General features: G+C 55.8%; 13 protein-coding genes and 1 pseudogene. 2 read left to right on the plus strand and 12 right to left on the minus strand.

All coding sequences use genetic code 11. The features are described 5' to 3' along the window. Window positions 1–8: 8 nt before the first annotated feature. Window positions 9–8849, plus strand: coding sequence for an amino acid adenylation domain-containing protein (locus JI62_RS14400; protein WP_141101331.1), 8841 nt, complete (start codon window positions 9–11; stop codon window positions 8847–8849). Window positions 8850–8923: 74 nt separating this feature from the next. Here the strand turns inward: JI62_RS14400 and JI62_RS14405 are convergent, their stop codons facing one another. The 5 genes from JI62_RS14405 to JI62_RS14425 all read right to left on the minus strand — a co-directional run bounded on the left by JI62_RS14405 (window position 8924) and on the right by JI62_RS14425 (window position 15855). Next, window positions 8924–9796 (minus strand): ABC transporter substrate-binding protein, encoded by an 873-nt coding sequence (locus JI62_RS14405; RefSeq protein ID WP_088700809.1) that lies wholly within the window; start codon window positions 9794–9796, stop codon window positions 8924–8926. A gap of 171 nt (window positions 9797–9967) precedes the next feature. Further along, a complete protein-coding gene (locus JI62_RS14410) occupies window positions 9968–12169 on the minus strand; it encodes a TonB-dependent siderophore receptor (RefSeq protein WP_088700810.1) in 2202 nt (733 codons plus the stop codon). Window positions 12170–12394: 225 nt separating this feature from the next. Beyond that, window positions 12395–13252, minus strand: a complete 858-nt coding sequence (locus JI62_RS14415) for a formyltransferase family protein (protein WP_088700811.1) — start codon at window positions 13250–13252, stop codon at window positions 12395–12397. 174 nt (window positions 13253–13426) lie between these two features. Continuing rightward, window positions 13427–14719 (minus strand): lysine N(6)-hydroxylase/L-ornithine N(5)-oxygenase family protein, encoded by a 1293-nt coding sequence (locus tag JI62_RS14420; RefSeq protein ID WP_088700812.1) that lies wholly within the window; start codon window positions 14717–14719, stop codon window positions 13427–13429. A 23-nt stretch (window positions 14720–14742) separates the two neighbouring features. Further along, entirely contained in the window at window positions 14743–15855 is a 1113-nt protein-coding gene (locus JI62_RS14425; RefSeq protein ID WP_240513256.1) for a GNAT family N-acetyltransferase, read from the minus strand. Between the two features lie 222 nt (window positions 15856–16077). On the opposite strand from JI62_RS14425, the gene JI62_RS14430 reads away from it, so the two are divergent. Continuing rightward, on the plus strand, window positions 16078–17754 hold the full coding sequence (locus tag JI62_RS14430) for a cyclic peptide export ABC transporter (RefSeq protein ID WP_088700813.1): 1677 nt from the start codon (window positions 16078–16080) through the stop codon (window positions 17752–17754). A 21-nt stretch (window positions 17755–17775) separates the two neighbouring features. Here the strand turns inward: JI62_RS14430 and JI62_RS14435 are convergent, their stop codons facing one another. From JI62_RS14435 to JI62_RS14465, 7 genes and pseudogenes are all read right to left on the minus strand, one after another. After that, window positions 17776–19356 carry an ATP-binding protein gene (locus tag JI62_RS14435; protein WP_088700814.1) on the minus strand — a complete coding sequence of 527 codons (1581 nt, stop codon included), beginning with the start codon at window positions 19354–19356 and terminating at the stop codon, window positions 17776–17778. Between the two features lie 251 nt (window positions 19357–19607). Continuing rightward, window positions 19608–19871, minus strand: coding sequence for a hypothetical protein (locus JI62_RS22760; RefSeq protein ID WP_205737528.1), 264 nt, complete (start codon window positions 19869–19871; stop codon window positions 19608–19610). A gap of 658 nt (window positions 19872–20529) precedes the next feature. Further along, window positions 20530–21312, minus strand: a complete 783-nt coding sequence (locus JI62_RS22925) for a DUF2220 domain-containing protein (protein ID WP_346425907.1) — start codon at window positions 21310–21312, stop codon at window positions 20530–20532. Beyond that, window positions 21224–21739 (minus strand): annotated as a pseudogene (locus JI62_RS22930) (DUF3322 domain-containing protein); the annotation flags it as partial. The pseudogene JI62_RS22930 and the gene JI62_RS22925, both read right to left, overlap by 89 nt. After that, window positions 21736–25128, minus strand: coding sequence for an ATP-binding protein (locus JI62_RS14455; protein ID WP_088700816.1), 3393 nt, complete (start codon window positions 25126–25128; stop codon window positions 21736–21738). The pseudogene JI62_RS22930 and the gene JI62_RS14455, both read right to left, overlap by 4 nt. Next, window positions 25118–25726, minus strand: coding sequence for a DUF4194 domain-containing protein (locus tag JI62_RS14460; RefSeq protein ID WP_088700817.1), 609 nt, complete (start codon window positions 25724–25726; stop codon window positions 25118–25120). Before JI62_RS14460 ends, JI62_RS14455 begins: the two co-directional genes overlap by 11 nt. After that, window positions 25723–25923 (minus strand): DUF3375 family protein (locus tag JI62_RS14465; protein WP_170938559.1); only part of this gene is annotated, 201 nt, incomplete at its 5' end. The genes JI62_RS14465 and JI62_RS14460, both read right to left, overlap by 4 nt.

Raw genomic sequence — 25923 nt, forward strand, 5'->3', positions numbered from 1 at the left:
GGGCTGACGTGATCGGCTGCGAGCAGGTGGGGCGTAACGACAACTTCTTTGAGTTGGGTGGTGACTCCATCCTCAGCCTGCAGATCGTCGCGCGCTCGCGTAAGCGTGGCTACAAGGTAACGCCCAAGCAGTTGATGGAAGGGCAGACCATTGCCGCAGTGGCGGCGATGGCCACGCCTCTAGCTGCTACCGCTCCTAAACAAGCGGCTGCGCCCAATAAGGCTGCTTCCTTTGCGCTGCTGCCGGTACAGCGCTGGTTCTTCGAGCAGAACTTTGCCGAGCCACACCACTGGAATCAGTCGTTGATGCTGGAAGCGGTCAGTGGTGTAGATACCACGCTGCTACGGCGTGCCATTGAGGCAGTGGTAGTTCACCATAGCGCCTTACGGCTGCGCTTTGAACGCGTTGGCGATAGCTGGCAACAAGCCTATGGTAAGCTAGCCGATGATCTCTTCGAGCACGTGGACGTAAGCGATCATGCGGATCCGGCACAGACCATCACCCAGGCCGCCGATGCTGCGCAACGCAGTCTGAGTTTGGCGCGGCCGTTCCGTGCTATCTGGATGGCACTGGGAGGCGAGCGCGGCGGGCGATTGCTGCTCGTGGCTCACCACTTGTCGGTAGATGGTGTTTCGTGGCGCGTGATCCTCGACGACCTGCAAGTGGCCTACGCGCAGTTAAGTGTAGGAAAGGCAATCGACCTACCACCGGCAACCACCTCGCTAGATGGGTGGGCGCATGCCCTGGCCGACTATGCCAAATCGGAGGCTTTGGCTGAGCAATGCTCCTATTGGGAGAGCCTTGTCAAAGAGCCAGAGCCTAGCCTACCCGCACATAATCCACATGGCAGCAACACCGTCGCCGATACCGCATCGCTCGTTGGCAGCTTGCCTACCGAAGCGACCACGCAACTGCTGGGGCCGGTGCATAAAGCCTACCGCACCCAGGTGGATGACCTGCTCCTCACTGCACTATCGAGCGCCCTGTGCCAATGGGCAGAGAGAGATAGCGTACTGATTGAACTGGAAGGCCATGGCCGCGAAGACCTGTTCGACGGTGTCGATCTCAGTCGCAGCGTAGGTTGGTTCACCTCGCTCTACCCGGTTCGCCTGACCCCAGATAATGCGGAGCCCGGTACAAGCCTAAAAGCAATCAAAGAGCAACTTCGCCAAGTGCCCGACAAGGGGCTCGGCTACGGCGTGCTGCGCTATTTGAAAGAAGAGCCCGCGCTGGTCGGTGGTGCCTACCCCCAGGTCACCTTCAATTATCTAGGCCAGTTGGATCGCTCCCTACAGGGCGATGGGGCCTGGCGGCTCGCCAAAGAGAATGCAGGGCAGGCTCGCGCGCCGCAAAGCAAGCGCCGTACCTGGATTGAGGTGGTGGCCTGGGTTCAAGATGGCCAACTGCGCTTCGACTGGAATTACAGTCGTGAGATTCACAGCGAGGCAGCGATACATGCCTTGCAAGTAAGCTTCCAAGCGCAACTAGAGGCATTGATTGAGCACTGTGCTAGTGGCGTTCGTGGCGCAACACCTTCGGACTTCCCGCTGGTGGGGCTGAGTCAAGGGCAACTGGACGGCTTGCGATTGGATGTCGCCAATGTTGAGGACATCTACCCGTTGGCGCCGATGCAGCAAGGGCTGCTATTGCATACCCTGCTCAATCCAGGCGCTGGTATGTACATGATGCAGGATCGCTACCGGTTTGCTTCGCCTATCGACGTCAATGCTTTCGAGAAAGCCTGGCAGCGAGTCGGCGAACGGTATGAGGTTCTACGTACAGAGTTCGTATGGCGAACCGAAGAGATACAGTTGCAGGTGGTGTATCGGCAAATTCCTTCACCTGTGGAATATATCGATTGGCGCGGTATTGACGAGGATGAGGCCGATCGGCGCTTGGCGGTGTTATTGCGTCAGGAGCTTGATGATGGCTTCGACCTGGAACGGCCACCATTGCTAAAGGTACGCCTTATTCAACTGGCGGAGAACCTGTTCTACGTCGTACAGAGTTTCCACCATATTCTGATGGATGCCTGGTGCCGCTCCCTGTTGCTCAGCGATTTTTTCCACTACTACGATGCCTATCGTCTCGGGACGAGTTACGAGTTGACGCAACCAAGGCCGTATCGTGATTTTATCGCTTGGTTGCAGCAGCAGGATGCCAATGTGCTACGCAACTATTGGCAACATGAGCTTGAAGGTTTCGATGAGATAACGCCGATTCCTTATCTTAAGCCGCACGGTTCGCACGACAGTGTTGCCACGGTGGCTGATGTATTCTCCTCGCTCTCCCACGATGAGAGTGCAGAGCTACAGAACGTTGCCCGACAGCATCAATTGACTGTCAATACGATCGTACAAGGGGCATGGGCACTGCTGTTAGGGCGGCTTTCCCAGGTAGATGACATCCTATTCGGCGTGACAGTGGCTGGGCGCCCGCTAGAACTGGAGGGCATACAGGAGACGATGGGGCTGTTTATCAACACGATTCCTCTGCGTGTGTCAGCCCCTTCGCCGCAAACATCTGTCCTTGATTGGCTGCATGGGCTATTGGCGAAAAACCTGGAGATGCGTCAATACGAGCATCTACCGTTAGTCGAAATTCAATCGTTGGGAGAGCAGTCACAAGGACGCAGTCTATTCGATAGCCTCTTTGTATTCGAAAATGCGCCGATAGATGCCAGCATAACGGAGAAAATCCATGATCTTCATGTGTCTATCAAGGGCAACCGCACCCACACCAATTACCCCTTGACCGTAGTGGTGGTGCCTGGCGAGCAATTGATGCTGCAGCTCTCCTACGACGCCCGTAAGTTTGACGATTCCGAGGTCGAGAGGCTGCTCTCGGGCTTCCGTCAAATTCTCTTGCACATTATTGACAGGCCTGATGCTCCCTATCATGAATTGGACGTATTGCCTGTTAATGAGATGGAGACACAGCGGGCGCACTGTAGAGGGCAGTCGGTTGCTTATCCCTTTGAGCGAGGTTATATCGACCTGTTCCGTGAGCAGGTACGACAGCATTCACGCCAAGTTGCCGTTCGCCATCAGGGAGACACACTCACTTATGGTCAGCTAGAGGACACCTCCAATCGCATTGCCCAAGCACTGCGGCAAGCAGGGGTGAAGAAGGATAATGTCGTAGCCCTGCATGCCGAGCGCGGCCTAGCGTTACCAAGCATGATTCTGGGTACGTTCAAGGCTGGCGGTGCGTATCTAGCGCTGGATACCCGACTTCCTGATCAGCGTATCGCCAATATGCTGACGTCAAGCCATGCATCGGTTCTGGTTGCCACTGCTGAGCAAACACCGCGCCTCGAAACTGTGCTTGAATCCATGCCCAACCCGCCGCGGATGATAGTGTTCGAGGATCTCGTCACGGCGGAAAGACTAGAGGGGGATGCCGCTGTAACGGCTCACCCTGATCAGGCCGCCTATATCATCTATACTTCCGGTTCAACCGGTGAACCCAAGGGCGTAGTGGTTAGTCACCGTGGCATGCTCAACAACCAGTTGAGTAAGGTTCCCTACCTGGGTCTGTCGGCCAGTGATGTTATTGCCCAGACCGCAGCGCTGAGTTTCGATATCTCCGTCTGGCAGACGCTGGCGGGGCTGTTGTGTGGCGCCAGCATCGAGATCGTGCCTGATGAGATTGCACGCGATCCTAGTGCGCTGCTCCTTTATGTGCGCGACAACGGTGTCACGGTACTGCAAAACGTACCTGCAGTGATCCAGGGAATGTTGAACACTGCCCCAATCGACCTGCCAGCACTGCGCTGGCTGCTGCCCACGGGCGAAGCCTCCACGTCTGAGCTAGTCCGCCAATGGTTCGCACGCTATCCGGTGATCCCATTGGTCAATGCGTACGGCCCAGCAGAATGCGCCGATGACGTATCCCTGTACTTGCTGCGAAGCGGCGATGACGAGCACTCAGCCGTGGTGCCGATCGGCAAACCAGCCGATAACACCCAGTTAATCGTCCTCGACAACCAACTGAACCCATTACCAACAGGGGTGAGTGGAGAACTATATGTCGCTGGTGTTGGTGTTGGGCGGGGCTACCTGAACCAGCCGAAGCTGACGGCGGAGCGCTTCGTGCCCAACCCGTTTGCCGATGTGCCCGGGGAAAGGCTCTACCGGACAGGCGATCTGGCCCGCTATCGCACTGATGGGGTGCTTGAATACATCGGACGCACCGATCAGCAGGTCAAGATACGGGGCCAGCGCATTGAGCTGGGAGAGATAGCGTCTCGGTTGGTGGAATTCGATGTTATACGAGAAGCGGTAGTGGTGGCCCAGGAGGGGCCAGGAGGCGCCAGGTTAGTGGCTTATGCCGTCGCCCAGCCACATGAACTGATCGATACGGCCGAGCTACGCGAGCGTCTAGGGCAGGTATTGCCCGACTATATGGTGCCAAGTTTAGTGGTAATGCTCGATGCCTTACCACTAACGCCCAACGGCAAGGTGGATCGCAAAGCATTGCCCGAGCCCGACTTCGCCAGTAGCGCGCAATATGAGCCACCCCAAGGTGAGACGGAAGAGACGCTAGCGGCGATTTGGAGCGAGGTGCTGGGTGTCGAGCGGGTAGGGCGTCACGACAACTTCTTCGAGTTAGGGGGGCATTCGCTGTTGGCACTGAGTGTGCTCGAGCGTATGCGGGTTCGAGGCCTTGAGTCTCAAGTACGAACGCTGTTCCAGTCGCCCGAATTGGCGACCTTCGCCAAGGCACTGTCCCTAGAGCCTAATAGGAAACAACTGGTTGTACCGCCCAATAGGATTCCAGAGCATTGTCAGTCGATCCAGCCGGATATGCTGACACTGATCGATTTGGATACTGATGAAATCAGTCGCATAGAAGATGCAGTGCCAGGCGGAGCGACCAATATCCAGGATATCTACCCTCTGGCGCCATTGCAGGAGGGCATCCTGTTCCATCATCGGTTGCAGGAGGAGGGTGACACTTATGTACTCCCTTGCTTACTTGGTTTTGATAGTCAGGAACGGCTTGAGCAGTTTGTTGCTGGTTTCAATCAACTGATTACCCGTCACGATATTTTGCGCACAGCAGTGCTCTGGGAAGGGCTTCATGAACCAGTACAAGTGGTGCACCGGCACGCCTCACTAGAGGTGGAGTGGCTGGAACTGGAAGAAACCGGTGTTTCGTGCAGCGTTTCCGAACGACTAAACGCCTATGTGGATCCTGAACACTATCGCATTGATGTACGCCAGGCGCCGATGGCGCGAGCTATTGCGGCACAAGATTCTGAGCAAGGGCGATGGCTGCTGCAACTGCCCAGCCACCACCTGGTACTGGATCACACCACACTTGATCTGCTAGTGGACGAGATTGCCCTAATCCAGCAAGGACGAGAAGGCGAGTTACCCAAACCGCTGCCATTCCGAAACTTCGTAGCACAGGCAAGGTTGGGGGTGAGTCCGGTAGAGCATGAGGCTTTCTTTAGAGAGAAGCTGGGTGATGTGGACGAGCCTACTGCTCCATTCGGATTACTGGATGTACGCGGCGATGGCAGTGGTATTGAGGAGATTCGCCTACCACTGACAGAAGAACTGGCCCAACAAGTTCGACAGCAGGCACAGCGACATGGTGTCAGTACCGCTACCCTATTTCACCTAGCCTGGGCGCACGTGCTGAGTAAAACGACGGGGCGGGACGATGTGGTGTTCGGCACTCTACTATTTGGCCGTATGCAAGGTATTGAGGGCGCCGAAAGAGCACTTGGGATGTTCATTAACACTTTACCTATTCGTATTAGACTAGGTACTAACAGTGTGGCCGACTGTTTACGCCAGACCCATAGTGAGTTGGCCGAATTGTTGAACCACGAGCATGCTAGTCTCGGACTAGCACAGCGATGCAGCGGAGTAGGTGGAGGATCACCACTGTTCTCAACCTTGCTGAACTATCGTTACAGTACTCCAGAGAAGGAAGATGCAACTAGCCGGGCGTGGGACGGTATGGAGGCATTAGGCAATAGGGGTCGTACCAACTACCCAATTGTGATGTCAGTCGATGATCTTGGCGAAGGCTTCCAACTGGTTGGGCAGACCAGCCGCTTGATCAGTGCTCAGCGGCTGTGCGACTACTTGTGCACATCCATTGCAGGTATCATAGAGAGCCTAAAAACGGCACCGCAACAAGCTGTGAGCAACATCACGTTGCTAGGGGAGGACGAGAAGTATCTGTTAAACGAATGGGGAGAAAGCTCAGACCAGATACCCGATACTCCACCTATTCACCACTTGATTGAGCGCCAAGCTGCGGTAATCCCAGAGGCCACGGCGCTAGTATTCGAAAACACATCTCTTAGCTTCGCCGAACTCAATACCCGTGCCAACCGTTTATCCAATTACTTGATCGGTATGGGCGTGCGTTCCGAAACCCGCGTGGGCATCGCTATGGAACGCTCCATCGAAATGGTGGTGGGGCTGTTGGGTATTCTCAAAGCGGGTGGTGCTTATGTGCCGCTGGATCCTGATTATCCCTCCGAACGTTTGGCCTACATAGCCGAAGATAGCGGTATAGAATTGCTGATCACCCAGCAACACTTGCGCGAGTTGTTGCCGGTGATCGATGGGCTGAATGTTATTGAACTGGACCGGCTGGATGTGGCGCATCATGCGTCAACTAACCCGGAGGTGGAGCTGCACGGCGAGCATCTAGCCTATGTGATTTACACCTCGGGCTCTACTGGGAAGCCTAAAGGTGCGGCCATCCGCCATGATTCCTTAACTAATTGCATGGTCTGGATGCAGCAAACCTATCAGCTCAACGATACGGATGCCGTACTACACAAGGCACCTTTCGGTTTTGACGTTTCAGTATGGGAGATTTTCTGGCCATTGAGTGTCGGGGTTCGCCTAGTGGTAGCTCAGCCAGGTGATCATCGAGATCCAGAGCGCATCATTGAGCTGATCCAGCGGCACGGCGTTACCACGCTCAATTTTGTGCCCTCAATGTTAAAGGCCTTCCTGACCTATCCCGATGTTAAGACCAGGACGCGGCTCAAGCATATTATGTGCGGTGGCGAGGCCGTTCCAGCCACGTTACAGCAGGACGTAGCTGAGTGTCTTGAGGGTGCCAACCTGCACGATCTTTATGGCCCCACAGAAACCACCATTCATGTCACTCACTGGTGGTGTCGTGGTGACACTCAACGTCAAATACCCATTGGACGTCCCATCAGTGGCACGCGCACCTATGTATTAGATGATGAGCTCACCCTCGTCCCACAGGGTGTAGCGGGTGAGTTATACCTGGGCGGGGTAAGTCTGGCCCGTGGATATCTCAATCGAAGTGATTTAACGGCGGAGCGTTTTGTTGCCGACCCATTTGCTGCAGGCGAACGCCTTTACCGTACCGGCGATCTAGTTCGCTGGCGGGAGGATGGCCAGCTCGAGTACCTGGGCCGCCTTGATCATCAAGTGAAGATCCGCGGCTTGCGTATTGAGCTAGGAGAAATTGAAGCCGAACTATTATCTCAGCCAGAGGTTCGTGAGACGGTTGTGGTCGCCCAAGAGGGCCTAAATGGTTCGAGGCTAGTGGCATACGTAGTTCCCCAAGTCGGCATTGAACTCGACACCACCATACTACGCGAGCGTTTGGGTCAACGATTGCCTGACTATATGGTGCCAGGAGTCGTGGTCATGCTCGATTCACTGCCGCTAAATGCCAACGGCAAAGTGGAGCGCAAGGCACTACCTGAACCTAATGTTGAGGAAGGCCGCAAGTATGTCGCTCCCTCGACGCGGGCAGCCCGAAAGCTCGCCGAGATATGGCAAGAAGTACTTGGCATTAAACGGATCGGCGAGACCGACAACTTCTTCGAGCTGGGTGGAGACTCTCTGTTGAGCCTACAAGTGATGAGCCGAGTACAAGTTTTAGAGGAACCACAGCTTAACTTTAAGCTGTTTGACCTAATGCAGAAACCGACCATTGCTGATCTGCTGGGAGTGAGGAAAAACACTAAGGTGCTGCCCAAAGGGGCTATCATGCTAAATGGCGAGTGTGCTAATCAGCCACCGCTGTTCTGCATCCATGCCGTAATGGGAACAGTTTTTGATTATCAGCCGTTAGCCCGGCGCTTGCACGGAGTATGCACTGTTTACGGTCTGCCAAGCCGAATGTTGACCGATCCACAGCATCGAGATTCCTCACTTGAAGCAATGGCTGATGATTATGTGGAGACAATACGTCGCATACAGCCTGTGGGCCCCTATCGGCTATTAGGATGGTCTCTTGGCGGGGCATTGGCTGCGATGATCGCGGCTCGACTTGAAGGGCTCGGGCAAGGTGTGAGTCAACTGGCTTTGATAGATCCCTATATACCGGGCGGTGGTCCACATAGTGAGGATAGCTGGCAGCGAGATCTTGTTAGTTTCTCATCGGTCATACTGCCAGGTGCTTCGCTTGAAGCATTCGAAAGTAATGAAGAGGACACGAAAGAGCCGAGCGAGGAAGAAATTGCCATTAAGTTGGAGAGATCAATAGCATCATCCGATATACATGGTCGCGAGGGTTATGCTGCACTGGGTAGTGAAGCACTTGCTCGGATATTTTGTGTGGCGCGTTATCTGAAATTGCTTTCACAGCAGCTTGATACCTTGCCAGCGTTAAACTGTGAAGTGGACTGTTGGTGGGAAGCGGGAAGAGCTTGGGAAGAACAGCAGGCGCTGGCGAATCAGTTGAATAGCGTCCCGAAAACCTCAATTGAGACTCTCAATGATCATTTCTCAATCATTACTGATAGTGCCTTGCTCTCTCAACTGGAGAAGCGGTTAAGAGTTAGTGCTGGGCAACACTCGTACGAAGTGGAGAAAAACCTATTTTGAATAATATAATTTTTTGAGTTTATAACTCTTAAGGTGGTTTCAGTAGCGCGCTAGGTACGCTTAGCGCGCTTTGATTAAGTTTGGGTATCTGCTTGGAGTGCTTCTTGGAGAGATTCAGCAAAGCGGAGCATGGAAGGGAAGCCTCCCCATGGCCAATAGTTTCTTTCCATACTTACCGACGTATCATCTAGCCAATGCTGCCATAGCCCTGACTTTGGTAATGTTGAACCAGATATGTCTTGAAAATAAGCTGGCTGGAGAACAACGATTTGGCCTGTTAGTGCAAATGCTTCACGAACTGAAAGAGTACTGAACCCCCAGTTATTAGTAGGCCCCTGCCAAGCATTTTCAAATCCAAGCCGTGTCAAAGCTGCATCTTCCAGGCTCCCTGGCCCATAGACACGCACATGCTGGTTGTCTCGGATTTCGATAATCAGTAGAGTTTCTGCAGGCCTCCCAATCTGTGCCGCAATCGCTGACATTCTGGCTTCTACAGAGTCAATGAATGCTTCGGCCTGCTGTTGCCCGCCATTCAGCTCCCCCACATCCCTGGTCAATTGTTCAAGGCTTAGCCAAACATCCAGACCTTGCATAAATGGCCGGATTTTTACTACATGAGCAATACGGGAAAGTTTGTCTTCTAAGTTCAGATGGGCTGGTGGTGCTATCACTATGTCATCAGGTTTCAGTGATGCAAGATACTCAAGATTGGGTTGAAACCTAAGTCCGAGTTCAAAGGTATCAGGAAGTAGATATTCTTTGTATAATTGTCTGTATTGTGCTAGGCCAGCTAAAGCAATGGGTGGTTGGTGTAAGGCACTAAGCGTATCTGCCACCGCATAATCAAAAGTAACATCACGCTGCTGATCATCAGCATTAGCCGCAGATAATAAAATTAATATAAGCAATATTGGTAACATAAGATTTTTATAGGCTGATGATGTCATGTCGTCTTTGTATACCTTGACTAATAGATAAAAAATTAAACTTTGGTTTTTGATCTGTCATTATAATAGGGGAGTTTAAATAAAAAAACGAGATGCCTATGAGTATAAAGGCACCTCGATTTTTCATTGTAGCCTGAATATTTTTTCTTAATTCCTCAATAGGACAAGCACCTACCAACGATAGCTGACGGTTGCTGTCACATTGCGCTCTTCGCCAAAATGACAAATCCTGAAGCTAGAGCAAGAGGACGTATACTCTTTATCAAGTAGGTTGTTGGCATTGATCTGCAAGTCCATGCCTTCAAGGTCGCTTGATAACGCGCCCAGATCATATTCCAACATGGCATCGACCAGAGTATAGCCACTTACTTGGAATGTATTGGCCTCATCACCCCATGTAGAGTCGTTGTAGCGGACTCCCGCGCCAATCCCCAGGCCGTTTAACGCACCCTTCGTGAATTCATATTTGCTCCACGCAGAGGCCATATGACGGGGCACGGCATAAGGAGTATTTCCTTGGGTTTCATCGTTGGTCTCGACGTACTCCATGTCCGTGTATGTGTAGTTGGCGAGTAACGAAAGCTGCTCAGTGGGACGTAAGATGGCAGAGAGTTCTAAGCCGCGCGAACGTACTTTCCCGATAGACTCATAGAATGATGTGTTAGGAATGGCTTCGGAAACATTCTTCTGCTCTAAATGATATAAAGCGGCCGTGTATTGGTCATTGCTGCCAGGGGGTTGATACTTGATACCTGTCTCGTACTGAGAGGCCTCGCTGGGATCTAATGTGTTTCCTGAGGCATCAGTTCTTGTGGCGGATGCTGCCTGAAATGATTCCGAGTAACTGACGTAAGGGGAAATACCGTTATCAAAGGCATACAATAAGCTGGCACGACTAGTGAACTTCTCATTGTCGCTTTCAGAAGACATGCCTAAGTTGGTATAGGCGGTACTGGTGTCTGCCCAATCCTGACGCCCTGACAGGTTGAAACGCCAGCGATTGAAACTGATCTGATCCTGCAAGTAAAATCCAGTCTGCTCTACCTTATTTATGAAATTGGTGGGTGTTCCATATGTAATTTGAGTGTTTCCATACTGCGGGTTGAAAGCATCCAGGGGAGACGCCGATCCGAACTGCCAGTCTCCAGAGTTGCGTTGGTACTGGTAGTCCACACCGGCTAGCAGTGTATGTTCAAGAGATCCGGTCGTAAAATCCCCCTGTAGCTGATTATCCACATGGTAGGCGTGCATGGATTCATCGGCTCTCGCTGCGCGTCGATTTAGCAGATTACTATCCCCTACGTAACTACTGGAATAAATTGAATCATAATCGATAGTCGAAGAGGTAAAGCGGAAGTTCTGCCGGGCTTGCCACTGATCGTTGAACTGATGTTCTAGTTGGTAACCTATTAGCCGTTGATAACGCTCGAACCCATTGACGCCTGGCTCGCCATCAAAAAAGTTATTATCGATCCGTCTACCATTATAATCTCGCACCGTACCGTCGGCTGGTGTCCAACCATAGTAACCACGATTTGGCTCGTGCTGCAGGTAGGCCATGACGGTTAATGATGTCGCATCGGTTGGCAAGAACGTCAAAGAGGGAGCAATGGTATAGCGCTCGTTCTCTACATGGTCGAACTGACTGTCCGAACCGCTGGCTAGCCCTACTAGGCGATAGGCGACCTGCTGGTTTTCCCCTATGGGGCCACTGACGTCAAATCGTGCTGTACGTTTATTATGGCTGCCCGTTTCTAGTTGGATCTCATGGCTAGATGAAAATAGAGGGCGTTTACTGGTCAGCCCAACCAAGCCACCAGGGTAGCTTTGCCCGTACAAAACGGATGTCGGCCCCTTGAAAACATCGATCCGCTCAAGAAAATAGGGATCAATTTGTAATGAATTATAGCCGGAAACATCGCTAGCCATTTTAAGGCCGTCAAAATAGATGTTGTCGATACTGCCGACGCCCCCAAAGCCGCGCATATTGATAAAATCAACACGACCTCCAATGCCATTGCGGGTGCCTGTGAAGACACCAGGGCTATAGCGTAGGGCTTGCTGTATCGTTTGCGCGCTTTGATCTTCGATCTGCTCGCGTGTGACCACGGATACCGACTGGGCTGTCTCCATCAGAGGAGTGTCAGTCTTGGTGGCACTGAGACTAGTATCGGCGGTATATCCCTCAGTCGGCAGTAGGGCACCTGAAACTCTGTCCCCTGTTACTCGCACTGTAGGCAATGTGTTCGGCGCATTACTATCTAATTGCGTGTTCTGCTCAGCATTTTGAGCAAGCACAGCTGCCGACGTGCTGCAGGCAGCCAAAGCAACTGCGGCCGTTAGCCACCGCTTGCGGAAAAAGGGTTGGTTCACGAATGTTCTCCTTGCATGAGGTTCATTTTGATTTTGTGTAAATGCTAATTGTTATTGTTTGTATTATGGGTATCTGTATCTTGATGTCAACTTCATGTGAGCACCCAGGGGGACAAAACCTGAATTCAAATCAAAAAATGGGGATTGGCTTAAGATTATGGTGCGAAGGCTTCGTGCTCACAGGTAGGGGAGCACGAAGTGTTGTTGCTTGGGTTAGCGCTGCGGCTATTCAATTAATTCAGCATGCTGAGAAGCTGTGATATCGTTTTTTAGAGCTTCCAACCCCTCGTGAAGCGTGGGAAAGAGGCTTTTATTGAAGTTTCTCCACCGTAATTCAATGATGGAGTCATCGGGTTCGATATGAGTTTCTAATAGATCGTAGATGACTTCGCCAGAATCAATTCCGCTGTCGACAAAGTGGAGTGAGGCGCCGGTCTTGTTGATAGCAGGAGTGCTTTCGGTCTCCATTGTCTGCCAGTTGATAACTTTTTTTCCTTGAGCCCCGTACAGTGCATCAAGTGTTGCCGAGGCACCTCGTCTTTGATAGGGAGAGTCTTGGCGCGTAATACCGGGATGGATATTGACGATCTTGCGATAAAAAGGACTCTGGGGGCGGATGAGCTCGTCTAGAATAACTAATAGTCCGTCAAGGACGACGACGTCTGCTTCGACTGCCACTAACTTCTCTAGCAAGCTTTTTTCAAAAGTCGATTTCGCAGGGAGTCTATCGGGCGAGTCGGTTGGTAAGCGTCGGTAAGTGGATGGTATAGAGCAGAAAAGGTCGTCAATGTGTGATCCCTTCACAAAGAGCTCTTGTGGCAAGATCCATGGCTTTCCTAGTTGACGACAGAAACCATAGTCTTTGAGCTTCTCTTGGTCTTTTATTGAGCCTTCATCGTCATCATAAATTACAGTCTCCAGAGAGTAGGCATCACCTAGCGGAGTCTCGTTGAGAGATGTCACCAGATACTCAAGAGGGGACATCATGTACTGTTTCTCCCCCTTATACTCAATGTGTTGCCCCGCTTTATCGGCTGCAGCATTTCTCAGTGACAGGATATAAGCTAGTTTGAGTTTAGACATGTTTTATCCATGTTTTCGAATAGTAGATGTTAGTTTTAAGGCTCATCAGTCATGCTGACTTAGTGCCTGTGCTTCAACCGAAACGGTATTCAAGAACAGCATCTAGTTGCGACGCCCAGTGGCCAAGAAGCGGCCTGACCACTGGTATGATTTATGGAAGTGAGTTGATGAAAACTAGGATATAGTAACCTCCTGCTTACAGGGAGAAGGGGCATATAAGGCAGTTGTCTGATCTAGTGCATCACAAATCTCACTTGTCCTTGCCGCCAAAATCGATAGCAGGGTGTCGCTTAAACCATGGGTGGGTTCGCAGCTACCTTGCAGGAAAATAGCCGGTTTGAACTCAGGCTTGGTATAGAGCTGATAGTGGCGATTGACGGCAAAATCAGGCAGGTAGTCCGCGACGGGGGCTAACAGCTGTTTATGAGTGTCGCGTACATAGCCGGTGGCTAACACCACGGCGTCGTAACGGGTGGACTCGGTATGGCCGCTCTCCAAATCGCGCACAAGTAGCTCAACGCCTTCAGGGCCTGCTTCGCTGCCAATAACCTCATGGCGGCGGCGGAAGCGGTGGCGGGCCTGGCCGGTTACTTTTTGCTGATAGAACACATCGTAAATTTCCTGAATCAACGCCAAATCAGGGGCTGAGTAGTTGGTGCTTTTGTACTCCTGCAGTAGCGCTTCCCGCTGGCCGGTGGGGTTGTTGAACACATAGTCGGTGTATTCGGGGTTGAAGATTTCGTTAACAAAAGGGCTATCGTCCGAGGGTTTAAAGGCCCACGCCCGACTAATAAGATCCACCTGAATGCCTTCACGGCCGTGCAGATCCAGGAATATCTCAGCGGCGCTCTGGCCTGCACCAATCACGGCGATGCGTTTGGGGGCGTCTTGCTTTGCCAACTCCCGGAGGTAGTGGCTGGAGTGGAAGACCCGCGGGTCGCCTTTTAGCCCGGCGAAGCATTCAGGCACATTGGGCGCACCCCCCACGCTAATTACCAATGAACGGGTGAGCCTTTCCTGCACCGCGCCACTCTCATCCCGTGAACGCACGCGGAGGTAGGCGACCTCGTCGTTATCAGTTTCGGGCAGCACTTCAAACACATGCTCTCCATAGGTGCACTGGTGTTCAAAGTGGCTGGCAGTCCAGCTTAGGTAGTCATTGAATTCGTGGCGGCTGGGGAAGAAGGTCTGCAGGTTGATAAAGTCTTGTAGGCGGCCTTTGCTGTGGAGGTAATTGAGAAAGCTGAAACGGCTTCCTGGGTTGCGCGGCGTGACCAGATCTTTGAGAAAAGAGATCTGCATATGGGCATTTTCCAGCAGCATATGCGGGTGCCAGGCAAAGCAGGGCTGGCGTTCAATAAAGAGGGCATCCCGCGCTTGCCCTGCCTGGCGTTGCTCATCAAGCGCAATGGCCAGGGCAATATTGGAAGGGCCGAAGCCGATGCCGATCAAGTCATGAATATGCATAAGAGTCCTCGTGGCTGACGTGTCTATAGGGTGAAGCGTGGGTCGGGTCGTGGCGCTGACCCAGGGTGCGGAGGCAGCGGAACCCAACTGCGCTCGTTAAAAAAGTGTTCGCGTAGCTGCATGCCCAGCATGGCCCGCTTATGGGGGAAATCGAACGCCTTAACATGGGCATAACCGCACTGGGCAAGGTTGTGCAGCATCTTGGCGTTATCTACGCGGGGCTCAATCACCAAGCGTTGGGTGCGGCAGTCATCCAGAAACAGATAGTGCGAGATGGAGGGCATCCAGGCAGCGACATAGGGCCGCCCGCGAAAAGCAGCTTCGCCGATAAGCACGTGCCAGCCACGGTCAAAGTCACTGGCATCGTAATAAGCGCCAATGCGATCCTCTTTTGCCCAGTAGGTTTCGAAGTAGCCGAAGGGTTCGCCGTCGATACAACCAATCAGCGGTACCACACTGGGATTTTGCAACGTACTCTCCAGCCGTTCGCGGTGCTGTTGCAGATCGCCCTGCTCTTCCCAGAAGTGGGCGACAACCGGGTCGTTCATCCAGCGGTTGAAGCGTTCAAGATCAAGCTCCAGGTCAAGCACTCGGAAACTCAGGGTGGCATTCAGCCAGGCAATATGGCGCTGATACACCGTGCCACTGGGGCGCGGCGGGCGGCGTGGATGGCGTTTTCCATTCTCCAAGATTGGCTGCTGCGGGTAGGGGGAGATGGAAGGGGAGGTGAGCCAAAGTGTGGGCAACTGCCAAAATAACTCCGCATAGGCCCAGAGTTTGCCATGGGAATCTTTAACTGCGATTCCGTTGGCGCACAGAGTGGGGTGTAAAACCGTGGGGAGCTGTAAACGAAGCGCTACAGCCCCTGGGTGAAAGGCGAAAGCCCCTTCGATAGCAGCCAGTAACGCCGGGAGAGGAGGTGCTGAACGCTGTGACCACTGCAGCATCAAGGTGCTGTTATCGTCTACAACCAACCATTCAAGACGCTCTTGATGTCCTTCCACATAAAGTGTCTGCGTGGTTATCTCATAGGTAACTTGATAGGTGCACCCCTCAGGGCGTGAGAGCAGCGAGGCCTCCGTGTGGCTTTCAGAGGGTATGTGTACCTGTGGTTGTGTCTGGACAGAACTGGACACTGCTAAGCTCCTATCAATAAGAACGAATCAAAGAAACGAATAAAAAAACAGCAAAAAAAATCTCCTCATTGGAGGGCGGCGTTACTGACTCCCTTATCTAAGGACGAATGAGAATGAGGCTTGTTTACATAAATATTGGTTAACTTTTTGCGTGCGCGGTTCGTCATTAGAGATAGGTGTCGGTTCTCAATCGCTTTCCAATCGCTTTCCAACGAGGTGAATGTGCTTTCCTATCTGATTCGTCGAACCCGCGGGTTGATGACCGCTGCTGCGCTGGCCAGTATTCTCTCGGGGCTTTTCAGCGTGCTGCTAATTGCCCAAATCAATGTGGCGTTAACCAGCGATGCCGCCAGCCGTGCCGACTCTCATGTCAACCCTGCCTGGGCCTTCGCGGGTATCGCCGTGGCCCTAATGGTCTGTCGGATGGTGTCGACGGCGCTGTTTGAGCGGCTGGGGCAGCGTGCGCTGGCCGAGTTACGCAGTTTTGTCGCCCAGTGCGTGGCCGAGACCCCCTTTGCTCAGTTCGAGCGTGTGGGCAGTGCGCGGATCCAGTCGGCACTCACCGAGCACAGCAACAACGTGGCGGTACTGTTCGTTAGCTTGCCGGTGATTTTGACCAATACGGTCATCGTGGTGGGGTGCTTGGGCTATCTGGCAATGCTTTCATGGCAGGTGTTTTTGTTTGCACTTGGGGTGATTGGGTTGGGTGCTGTCGGTTACCACTTGGTGCACTTACGCGCTATTCACTACCTCCAGGATGCCTCGTCAGAGCAGGATCGATTGTTTGGTCATTTCCGCGCGCTGACCGATGGTGCAAAAGAGCTACGCCTACACCAGCGCAAGAGCCGGGTCTTTATGGATCAGATACTGGGGGAGTCGGTTGAAGGCGTGCGGCGGCTGCGTACCTATGGCATGTCGCTGTTCGTGATCTCGACCAGTTGGGGGCAGTTCCTGATGTACGCCTTTATCGGTCTGGTGCTGTTTGTGTTGGCGGGCGATGGGCCTAATCAAACCCAGGTAATGACCGGTTTTGCCCTGGTGTTTGTGTTTATGGTGACCCCCCTTGAAGGCTTGCTGATCAATATTCCGCGAATCAATATGGCGCGGGTAGCCGCTAGCCGAATTGATGACATCACACGAGAGATGCCCCAGGGGCAGGAGAGGCAAGCGACTACCCAGACTACCCAGGTGCCTGCTTTGCAGCGTCTTGAGTTGCGCGACGTCACCCATCAGTACTATCACGAGCAGAGCGATGACTTCTTTGAGTTGGGGCCGATTAATCTGAGCTTTACGCCGGGGGAAGTGGTGTTTCTGGTGGGGGGCAACGGTAGCGGTAAGACCACGCTGGCCAAAGTAGTGGTGGGGCTTTACCCGCCGGAAGGTGGCGAGGTATTGCTCAATGGCGAGCGAGTCGAAGCGGATGGCTGGGATGCCTACCGGCAGCTCTTCTCGGTGGTGTTCTCAGACTTCCATCTCTTTGAGCGCCTGTTAGAAGCGCCGCGGGAAGGCTTGGACGAGGAGGGTAATCGCCTGCTGGCCAAGTTGCACCTGCAGCACAAGGTGCGGGTTGAGAACGGTGCGTTCACCACCCAAGCACTCTCCCAGGGGCAGCGCAAGCGTCTGGCGCTTGTCGTGTCCTACCTTGAGGATCGGCCCTTCTTGGTGTTTGACGAGTGGGCGGCGGATCAGGATCCGTTATTCAAAGAGGTGTTTTACTGCGAGGTGTTGCCCGAGCTAAAACGCATGGGCAAAGCGGTGCTGGTCATCACCCACGATGACCGCTATTTCCACCTCGCGGATCGGTTGGTGCGGCTGGAGAGCGGCAAGCTGTTGGCGCCAGAACAGCTAGATGGTGAGCAGCCGACTAGTGTGGAAGTGGAGGCAATCGAACCGTCGTAGGGTTGTTGAGCCAGGGACGGTTCAAGAGCTTTTAACCAAGGTCTCCACCTCAAAAGCTACAATCTGGCGCTGGGTGCTGGAAAACTCCACGCCGATCAGGTGTATGGGTTTGCTGGAGGCGCGGTGCTTATCGGCATAGCCCTTGTGTTTGATTTGCGTCAGCGCTTTACCTTCTGGCAGTTGTTCGACCACCTTAAACTCAAACAGGTAAATATGCCCACCAACGTCCACACTCATATCCACCTTGCCGTGGTGGCTGGCATCTTCCACCGTCACATCCAGCCCTAGAGCGGCAAAGTGGCTATAGAAGACACTGGCATAGTGGCCTTCATATTGGGCAATGGGATTGTTGCGGTACCAGTCGTGGGGGAGTCCTGCATAAAGGGCTTTGAGGTGAGCTTCCAAAGCAGCCAGATCATGGCGCTGAAAAATATCGAATAACGCCAGTTGATGGGTTTGTGCCTCGCTTGCGTTGATACCCAGTACCGGTAGCAATAAATCGTTGAGACTGCTTTCCACCTCTCGATTCGGAAAGCCTAGCGTATAGAGGCGATAGCCCAGCATGGGCTCCTGCACGTCCTTAATGGTGATATAACCCGTTTGAAAAAGTAGCCCTTCGGTGGTGATGTCATCCACATCAAAGCGCCCTAGCAGCTGCGCTTTTGCCTGTAAGGTCTCCAATCGAGGGGTAAATACTCCCCGCTGCTTGAGGATATCGACCAAAAACGTCGGCGTCGCAGACTCAAACCAGTATGGGCCGAACTCTTGTTCTTGGAACAGCAACAGTACATCGAAGGGATTGTAGACAGACGTAACCTCTCGGCCACCCCAACGATAGCCGTTATACCACTGTTTGATTTCCTGACGGTCTAACCCAGACAGTTCGGGTTCAAATACTGTATCAATGTCGTCATCGGTATAGCCACAAAGGGTCGCATAGTCGGGCGACAGGGTAATGTCGCGCAGATTGTTCAAGCCCGAAAACAGACTGACCTTGCTGAACTTGGAAACACCGGTAAGCAGCACAAAGTGCAAGTGCGGGTCGGCGTCTTTGATAACGCTGTAAAGGTTTTTCAGGCCCTCGCGTAGTTCTCGGGCGCGCTCCGACACCAGGATATTATCCAGAATCGGTTTGTCGTACTCATCGATCAGCACAACCACCCGCTGGCCGCTCTGCTGGTGGGCGGCGCGGATCAGGGCAGAAAATTCACCCGGTATATCGGTTTTATGATGCTGAGTAATGCCGAGCTGCTCGCGTTGAACCCTTAACTGCTCACGAATACGCTCGTCCAGCCCCTCACGGCTCTGCATCACTCCATCGGCAAAGCTAATACGAATCACCGGGTAGCGCTGCTGCCAGTCCCACCTATCATGAATATAGAGCCCTTCAAATAGCGCTTGGCGGCCTTCAAACAGGCAGCGCAGGGTATCCAGCAACAGGCTTTTGCCGAAGCGGCGCGGCCGCGATAGGAAATAGTATTTGTTCTGGTTAACCAAACGCTCGATATGTGGGGTTTTATCGACGTAGTAATAGTTGCCCTCGCGGATATCCGAGAACGTCTGAATCCCGATGGGTAACTTACGGCGGTGGGAATCCGTCACGGCGGTCTCCAGAGCAAAAAACAGCGATACGAATAGCAGTTTAGCATGCCCAGCGGCTTGGCGTGACGCGTACCATATCGCGGAGCAGCCTCGTCGGGTTGAGTATGTCTACCGAGGCAATATCCGGTAAGTTTGGGTGTAGATCATTGATCAAATCAACGAGTAGATCAGGCGGGTCGGCAAATAGCCGTATGGCGCTGTCAGCGCTTAAACATATCGTCCAGGCTAGCGGCGAACAGTACCTCTCACAATCAGTCTTTCAACTGATCATGGTCGGCTTGTAGCACTGCCATACTGACCACATCCTCGCGGTAACGATCCCGCAAGCGGTAGTGATAAGTATACATCCGTTCGGCAAAGGCGTCTTCTGGTTCGCCCTGGACTTCTGCTTGGATCAATACCCAGGTTTCCCTGCCCTCCCCAGTGCTGTCGTGGGCATATACCTTCAGCAGCTTATCGGCATAGCAGCGACCGGTATTGGTATCCGCGGTGATTTGCTGAAGCTCTTTATCCATGGGGGATACCCTTTCGACCAATCCACCTGCTGATCAATAGATGGGAACAGTAAAGCCAAAAAATCGGCAAAATAGCATCCCAGGGCGATTTTCCAAGGGCCGCCATGGTCGGTGGGACGCTGCTCGTCAGTCTCGCTCATCCGAGGGGCTCCTTACATTTTACTTAGGGACAGGAGAGGTGCTGACAATCAGCATAGCGACGATAGTGCAAACGACTAAGCTAGAGAGTAGGTGTCAACTGTTTGCTCTGAGGCTGCAAAATTGGCGGTTGTTGCGAACCGCGGTCGCAGTCCGAGTGACTGGGCGAGTCAGATCAATAGATCTGACCCTATTGATCTGGCTTTCCCGAGCCGTTATGGCCGATCAACCCGTAGATCTTGCCCTCTTTGAAACGGTGCTCCACAGAATGCAGCAGGCATTTGCCGTTGATCTCGAAACGAAAGTGGCACCCTTGACCTCGAACATGCTGGTTTCCTTGTGCAAGGAGTTTATCTTACAGGGAGTCGATCTCCATAGAGTAAACGAGAATCGTTGCTTCTCTCTCCCGTGCTTGACCTCCTTGCACTTCTCAACTCTGGGCTGATTCAATTACCCGCAGCTCGTTACCGATAGTCGATGCAGCGTTAGGTCATGCGTAGCATCGCGATAGCGGTGCGCATTAACGCCCTTGTGTAATGACCTCGGTCGCCGCCACCGCACGCTCGACGGCGCTGAAGGAGATGCGCTCCTGCTCCAGTCGCACCCGCGCGCCCAAACGGTCTGCGCGCAGTTCTTCGAACAGTGCCTGCTCGTCGGCGGTGAGCCTGGTGGGGTGGCCGGTGTAGCGCTTCTCCTCGGGTTCCTGGCCCCACAGGGGGTGGTGGCCCATCAGAGTGGGACGGTCCATCAGCAGGGAGCGGGCATGGGGCAAGCTGGCGCGCAGGCGGTTGAGGATGCCGAAGCCGTGGGTGTCGATGTCGCCCCAGTACCAGAGCGCGCTATCGTGCAGCCAGGGGATCTCTCTCAGCCTCTCCAGGCCATAGCCCAAGCCGAAGATCACCAGGCTGGCGGATGTCTCGGGGAAGGCCAGGCCGTTGGTGCGGTTCTCGGTGATAAACACACGCTGTACCGGCAGGCTCAGCCCGGCGAACTCCTCCGGCGGAACCGCGATATCGCGCAGGCCCTGAATGGACAGCGCCGGGTCGAGCAGACGGAAGCGGGATCTGCGGCGCTTCCGTGCGCAGGCCATAGCGGCGCGCGAAGCCCTTAACGCCGCGGGCATCGCGGTGGATGGCGGTCGCCGGTAGCACCACATCCAGCAGCTCGGCGAGCAGGCCCCGGCGGGTTTCGATGAACTTGGTGTCGACGCCGGGAATGTCCAGTTGGCGCAGGTAGAGCCCTGGCCGCGGGTGGGCCAGGAACCACGCCAGTACGGCCAGCAGGCGGGGCCAGTCGTGGGCATGGCGGAGCACGGCGAGGGGGTGGCGCGCTATCCAATCCTGCAGTTCGAGGTGGTGGTGAAGCAGGGTGTCGGCCAGGGCCTGGAAGCGCTGGGCATCCTGCTGGCGACGGATCAGCTGCAGGGCCTGGGTTTCATCGGCGATGATCGCTGCCACCGGAATGGCGTTGCTGCCGTGAACCCGGTTGTTGACCTGCTGCCAGCGCAGCTCGTAGCCGTAGCCGCGTCTCTCCCGGCTCTGCTCCCGCAGCGCGTTCACCCAGTCCATCACCGCGCCGAAGCGCTCGGTGATGTCCCGGGCGCTGGGGCAGCGCAGGCGGATCTCCAGGGGGAACGGCGATTCGCCGGACACCCGGGCGGCGAGAAGGCGGCCACTGTCCCAGGCCTTTTCCACCTGCGCGCGGATGGTGGCAGGGGTGCTCCAGCTCATGACACGCTGATCATGCTGCGGGCGGCACGCTCGGCGCGATACTCCTCGATGCTGAGATTGCGCACCATGGAGTGCTGGCCGCCGTCGTTGTGCACATAGCCCACGTTGGCGACGAAGGGCTCGATAATATGGATCTTCTGCAGCGGGGTGATGATCAGCAGCTGCAGATTGAGCCGCTGGAACAGCTCCAGACCGTAGCGGGCGGACTCGTCGGAGCCGCGGCCGAAGGCTTCGTCGATGACCACGAAGCGGAATGAGCGCGAGCGCTGCTCACCCGCTTCAAGGCCGAACTGATAGGCCAGGCTGGCGGCCAGCACGGTGTAGGCGAGCTTCTCCTTCTGGCCACCGGACTTGCCGCCGGCATCGGTGTAGTGCTCGTGCTCGGCGTCGTCCTCTCGCCAGCGCTCCGAGGCGGAGAAGACGAACCAGTTGCGCACATCGGTCACCTTGCGTGTCCAGCGCTTGTCGAGCTCGGTCTGGCCCTCCCGCCCGCGCAGGCGCTCGATGATGGCTTTCACCTGCAGGAATTTGGCTTCGGAGTACTCCTCGGTTTCCGAGCCGGTCAGGGCCCCTTCGGTGCAGGCGCGCAGCTCCTCGCGGAACTCGCGTACCTCGGGATCCGGAGTCGGTTCGGCCTGCAGGCGGATATAGCGGTTGGGGTTGTAGTCGATGGCGTGCAGCGAGCGGTTGATGGTATCGATGCGCTCGCGGATCAGTTCGCGCTCCTGGTTGAGCTTGGCCTGGAAACCGGCCACCTCGCGGATGGTGTTCTCCTTGAGCAGCTTGCGGAAGTCCGCTTCGAAGCGCGGCAGGTCGTCGCTGACCAGTTGTTGGAGCATGCCGCGGTACTCGTCGCCGGCGGCGATGCTGACGTCCACCTCGCGGGTCTCCAGTGGCCACGCGGTCTGGTAGCTGCGCATGGCGTCGATGATGCGCTCGCCCAGGCGCTTGAGGCGTCTCTCCTCGGCGTCGATGCGCCCCTGCAGCCAGGTGCGCATCTCCCGCTCGGCATTGTCACAGGACTCCACGGTCAAGCGCCGCTCGGGCAGGGCCTCGGGGTGTAGCGCGTCGAGGCGGGGGAAGTCGTTTTCGCGCACCGTGGCGTCGGTGCGCTCCACCAGGGCTTCGGCCTCGGCCTGGGCGTCACCGGCCTGCTGGTACTTGAGTCGCGCGGTGGTGCTCTCGTCGCGCAGCCCGGTCAGACGCGTGCCCTGTGCCTTCAGTTCTGCTTCCAAGTCGCCGAGTTGCTGCTGTAACAGACGCAGCGTATCCGAGGTCGCCTCGAACGCCTGGCGCTCCTCCTCGAGGCGCTGGATGAGCAGTGTCGGGGTGTGCCAGTCCAGCTCCTGAAAATGGCGGTAGACATCGATCCGATGGAGCAGAGTGCCGCGGCTTTCCAGTTGCTTCTGGGTCTCTTGCGCCCGGCTCAGGGTGTCGGCCAGGTGCTGTAGCCGCTGTTGCAACTGATATTGCTGCTGCTCCAGGGCGGCGATCTTGGTCTCGTTGCTCCAGCCCAGCACGAAGCGGGCCCGGTCATTGATGGCGTGGCGGTCGTCCTTCTCGTGGCGCTCGCCTTTGGCCTTGATCTGGCCGCTGCGGGTGATGGCGCGCTGCTCGCGACGCAACTGCGCCAGGTCGTGGCAGCAGGCGTAGTCGAAGCGGCGGGCGAGCTCCTGTTCCAGCCAGGCGTAGAAGTCGGAGTCCGGTCGTACGGCGAGTTTGCGCACCAGGGAGTCCGGGTGCAGCTGCGGCAGGGCGGCGCCTTTCGGCTCGCGCACCCGGTAGTAGACCAGGCGGCCGCGCAGGTGGGTGCGGTCCACCCACTCCGCGACCTCCTGATAGTGCGCATCCGGCACCAGCAGCGACAGGCCGAAATTGTGTAGCACGCGCTCGATGGCGCCCTCCCAGTCGCGCTCTTCGTCACGTACCTGGATCAACTCGCCGGCAAAGGGCAGCGACTCGGCTGGCAGCCCGGTGCTCTCGCACAGCCTTTCGCGCAGTGCCAACATGGCGGCGGGGATGTTGGAGCGCCGCTGGCGCAGGGAGTCCAGCTCACGCTCGACCTCCTCGACACCCACGCGGCCATCGCGGAAGGCGACCGCCGCCTCGGTCACCGCGTTCTGGGCCTCGGCCTTGCGATCTTCCAGGGTATCGAGGGCTTGCTCCACCCGTTGCCGGTTATCCTGAAACACGGTTTCGTCGCCCAGCGGATCCAGCGCCAGGTGTTGGGTCAGCTCCTGGTACTCCTCGGCCCGCCGGCGGCGCTCATCGGCTCTCTCGCCCTGTTCCTTGATCTGCCGCTTGAGTTGCTCCAGGCGGTCGCCGCCGTTGTCGGCAATGGCCTGTTTCAGCTCGTCGCGCTTGGCCTGGTTCTGCTGTTGCTCGCTCTCCAGCGCCTCGATCCGGGTGGCCAGCCGCTCCAGCTCCCGTTCCAGCTTCTCCCGCCGCTGCTCCAGCAGTTGCGCCTTGATCCCGGCGAACCAGGGTTGCAGCGCCTCACGGCAGGCGGTGAGCTCCCGGGCCTGGTCACTGGCCTCGGCGTGGCGGTTCAGGTTGTCGACCAGCGGCCGCAGGGCATCGATCTGCGCCTTCGCCTTGAGCACCGCCTGGTGGGCGCGGTCAAGATCCTCGAAGTGGCGGATCAGGGCGTCGATGCGCTCCTCCACCGCGAAGGCCTCCAGCATATGCCCACGCACGCACTCGGTGAGATTGCCGACCGATTTCATGGAGACCGTCTGGTTGAACAGCTCCAGTGCCTGCTCGCTGTCGAGACCAAAGCGCCGGCTGAACGCCGCCCCATAGGGCGGGAAGTGGTCGAACAGCTCCAACTGGGGCAGCTGGCGCAGGCGTTTGCGCAGGGCATTGAGGTCGCTGCCGAAGTTGGCGAAGTCTTCGGTGATGGTCAGCGGCCGGTCGGCGACCACATAGCTGCGAGCGGGCTGCCCTTGGCTGTCGCGCAGCCAGAATACCTGGGCCAGGGTGACGTGCTGGTCGTAGCCGGCATGGTAGAACTGCGCGAGAATCACCGAGTAGCTATTGAAGTCGCGCAGGGCGACGGGCTTGGCGGCCAGGGCGCCATCGCCGCGCTCCGTCTTGTAGTAGCCAAGCACATAGGAGCGCAGGCTACGCTCGCGCTGTTCGGCGCCGGCAGCCTTGTTGTAGGTGATGCGCTGGGCTGGTACCAGCAGGGTAGTGATGGCATCCACCAGCGTCGACTTGCCGGAGCCGATGTCGCCGGTGAGCAGGCTGGTCTCGCCGCTCGGCGCCAGATGCCAGACCCGCTGGTGAAAGGTGCCCCAGTTGTAGACCTCCAGGCGCTGGAGCCGAAACCCGGTGTGCGAGTCGTCGCCGGCGAAGTCGAACAGCGCGTTCTGCGGGTTATCCGTCATCTTTGTCATCCAGGTGCTGGCGGTAGTCTGCCAGGCGTTGGTCGAACTTGGCGAGCCACTGGGCGTCGACGAAGGCGGCGAGAATGCGGCGCACCTCGAAGCGTTCCTCCTGACCGCGCAGCCGGCGCAGGAACCCCAGCTCCACGACACGCTTGATATGGCCGTCCATGCGGTTCATCAGGCGCACTTCGTCACCGGTTTCGGGCAGGAACAGGCGCACCATGTCGGTGATCTGCTCACTGGAGAGAATCAGCCGCGGATCACCGCCGGTGGCGTCGTGCTCGGCCAGCTTCTTGCGCAGCAGTGCCAGCAGCAGGCTGACCGGATAGCTGAGCTGGCGGCGTGGTACCAGGCGGGGCAGCTCCTCCTCGCCCTCCTCGGCCGGGCGCTGGCGCAGGTAGGCGTAGCCCTCGGCTTCATCCAGAATCAGCTCCAGCCCGAATACGCCAGTATGGTCGCGTACCTGCGCCTGGAGTCGCAACAGATCCTGCCATGCCGCTGGCTGCTCGTCCCGGTAGAGGACGCCTTTGAACAGCAGGATCAGCACCGGAGAGAGCGCCGGTTCGCGCTCGTTGGCTGGGGTGCCGGTCTCGCTCATGGGTGGGCTCCCTGATGGCCACTGACGAAGATCACCGCGGGCAGAGTGGCGCGGCGCTGCTGACCCTGGTCATCGATCCAATACACGACCTGCTCCTGTGTCTCATCGACGAGGCCCAGCCCCTCCCCGGTGGCCAAGCTGAGCCAGGTCACCAGTTCCGCCAGCCCCTGCCGCAGCGGATGCCGCTGCCGCCGGCC

The organism is Halomonas campaniensis (genome assembly GCF_002211105.1).
Taxonomy (GTDB): domain Bacteria; phylum Pseudomonadota; class Gammaproteobacteria; order Pseudomonadales; family Halomonadaceae; genus Vreelandella; species Vreelandella campaniensis_A.

What these genes read in the sequence shown, in the direction of transcription:
- JI62_RS22760 (WP_205737528.1), bottom strand. Translation starts at nt 19,871, where the DNA reads ATGGATAAAGAGCTTCAGCAAATCACCGCGGATACCAATACCGGTCGC.
- JI62_RS14405 (WP_088700809.1), bottom strand. Translation starts at nt 9,796, where the DNA reads ATGACATCATCAGCCTATAAAAATCTTATGTTACCAATATTGCTTATA.
- JI62_RS14420 (WP_088700812.1), bottom strand. Translation starts at nt 14,719, where the DNA reads ATGCATATTCATGACTTGATCGGCATCGGCTTCGGCCCTTCCAATATT.
- JI62_RS14415 (WP_088700811.1), bottom strand. Translation starts at nt 13,252, where the DNA reads ATGTCTAAACTCAAACTAGCTTATATCCTGTCACTGAGAAATGCTGCA.
- JI62_RS14460 (WP_088700817.1), bottom strand. Translation starts at nt 25,726, where the DNA reads ATGAGCGAGACCGGCACCCCAGCCAACGAGCGCGAACCGGCGCTCTCT.
- JI62_RS14455 (WP_088700816.1), bottom strand. Translation starts at nt 25,128, where the DNA reads ATGACGGATAACCCGCAGAACGCGCTGTTCGACTTCGCCGGCGACGAC.
- JI62_RS22925 (WP_346425907.1), bottom strand. Translation starts at nt 21,312, where the DNA reads ATGCCCACGACTGGCCCCGCCTGCTGGCCGTACTGGCGTGGTTCCTGG.